At 38.8% G+C, this 2242-nt stretch carries 2 protein-coding genes; one reads left to right on the top strand and one right to left on the bottom strand.

Annotation, left to right across the window (positions count from 1 at the left end):
* Window positions 1–341, top strand: a 341-nt coding sequence (locus ACQKCG_RS13895; protein WP_427585497.1) for a transposase, incomplete at its 5' end; no start/stop codon positions are given.
* Window positions 342–382: 41 nt separating this feature from the next.
* Here ACQKCG_RS13895 and ACQKCG_RS13890 read toward each other — a convergent pair.
* Window positions 383–2074, bottom strand: coding sequence for a site-specific integrase (locus ACQKCG_RS13890; RefSeq protein ID WP_427585496.1), 1692 nt, complete (start codon window positions 2072–2074; stop codon window positions 383–385).
* Window positions 2075–2242 lie beyond the last annotated feature (168 nt).

Genomic DNA, 2242 nt, shown 5'->3' with positions numbered 1-2242 from the left:
CCAATCTTGAGCACTTTGATGAGACTTGGGGCAAAGATTACCCGCACGTGGTCAAGTCTTGGCGCAATAACTGGGAGGGCTTAACGGTGTTCTTTGAGTATCCGAAAGACATCAGAAAAGTGATTTATACCACCAATGCGATAGAGTCGCTAAACAGTGTGATTCGGACGGCAGTGAATAAGCGTAAGGTGTTCCCATCTGATCAGGCAGCATTCAAAGTGGTGTACTTAGCCACCCAGCAGGCGTCTAAAAAGTGGTCGATGCCCATTCGTAACTGGACGTCTGCTCTGAATCGTTTTATGATTATGTTTGATGACCGTATCAGTAAGCATTTAATCTAAATGGCAGTTACACAGAATCTGGGATGGTCTCTCCACAGCCTTTAAAGTCTCACTAATATTATCGCCAAATAACCTATATACCTCAATACACCTGATGAAGCGTCATATCGATCTGTCTTAGCCATGTTTTTATCAGATCTTTTACGCTTCTTTTCTATGACCCGTACATCATACCCGTGGAAATTCTGACGAGACCCTATTCTTACTCGCTTATCAATTTTAAGTTTCTTTTTTAGATCAATAACGGCTTGTTTATTCGATGCTCTAATCTGCCATTGGGACGAATCAATAAGCTGACAGCCTACCGCCATGAAATCTTTCAGGCTCTCTAACTGATTAGGCCTTATGCCAAATTGAATTGTTGATATTCTAAAGTTATTTTTATCTTCAAATATCTCAACGAACCTTTTCAATTGCTCAGGATTGTTTATAGACATTTGATAAGCTCTATCCAGTGCTCTAATCATTACCTCCTGGTTTTTACTACCTTTAGGCCTGCCTAGTAATAACCTATCATCGTCGAACAGCTCACTAGCGCGCAGATATAAACATTTAGATTCATTTAGACTTATACCATGTCTAATAGCAACTTCAGATAACAGTCTATCTCGAGAATTTATATTTAATCTCTGCAGCTCCTCTAGAAAACCTATAACGTCCGCATATTTAGGATGAATGAAAATTGAACTCGTATTCGATTCTTCGAGTTCATCCAAATTACCTTTTAACAGTTGGTGACTAGTATTGTTATCAGGTTCATCTACGTTCTTAAATAATGGTGTTTTATTAATAGCTATTTTTTTAAGTAAATATGGTCTTATCTTATTTAGCCGCACCGTCTTTGTCGTTGCATCATAAGCAGTTTTATCTTGTCTATATATAGCGGAGTAACCAAGCCCTGTTATTAACTCTAAAATGGTTATAGGTAGCTGCAAGTACGCTCTGATGAGCTGTTCCCCTGCCAGCAAATGAGCAGTATGAATGTAATGCTCAAATGTCGTATCACATGTTAGATGCCCTGCAAAGCTAGCCAGCCCAAACCAAGAGCCTTGTTCCTTGTGATAACCAAGGATGTCTTTTATTACTCTCTCGTACTGCTCATTATCATAATCAGTCATCACCTGTGCCAATGGCGACTTACTTAGTACTAATGCCAGCTGACTAATAGCAGTATGCCTAAAGCTGTGAAATGTGAATTCATGCTCTCCTAGCAACCTATCCCAGATGAGCTTCATGAGATTGCTAAAAAATATACTAGGTAACGGCTGATCACCTGAACCTTGAGAAAATAAGTAACGACGCTTCAATCTTTTCTGCTGATGATATAACTGAGTAAATTGTTCTAGCTCATCTTTCATAAGTAGGCAGTTAATCGGTATAAGGCGGCTTGCACTGCTACTTTTCAATCTCCGATAGCGATTTGGTCTTAACCATATTTGCGGCTGCTCTATTCGTTGTCCATGCTCATCAATATAGATGTCAGCTACATCACGAACTTTAAAACCGATAATTTCCTTGATTCGCATTCCTGTCCGATACGCAAGACTCAAAACTACTAAGCACAGGTTTTTCTGTTCATCATCTAAATCTGAGGTGCCTAGATACTCTTTCATCGTATGATATATTCGAGGTGATATCATGTTTGCTTTCACAACCTGACGTTTATTACCCCACGGAAAATATATATATGGGGCATCACAACGCTCTTTTTGATAGTCATGAAACGCTTTCAACCTACCGTACGTAAACTTCTGAGTATCTTTAAGCTTATATAAACGTGAAGCTTTGTTTTTCTGTACAGCCTCACTATAGTCACCTGACCACAAAAATGTTATAAAATAAATCAACTAAACGATTACCACAATAAATAACCATGACTTACTCCCTAGATTATCGCAAAC

This window comes from Psychrobacter sp. NPDC078929, from assembly GCF_050267985.1.
GTDB lineage: Bacteria > Pseudomonadota > Gammaproteobacteria > Pseudomonadales > Moraxellaceae > Psychrobacter.
This window is presented reverse-complemented; position numbering and strand designations above follow the sequence as displayed.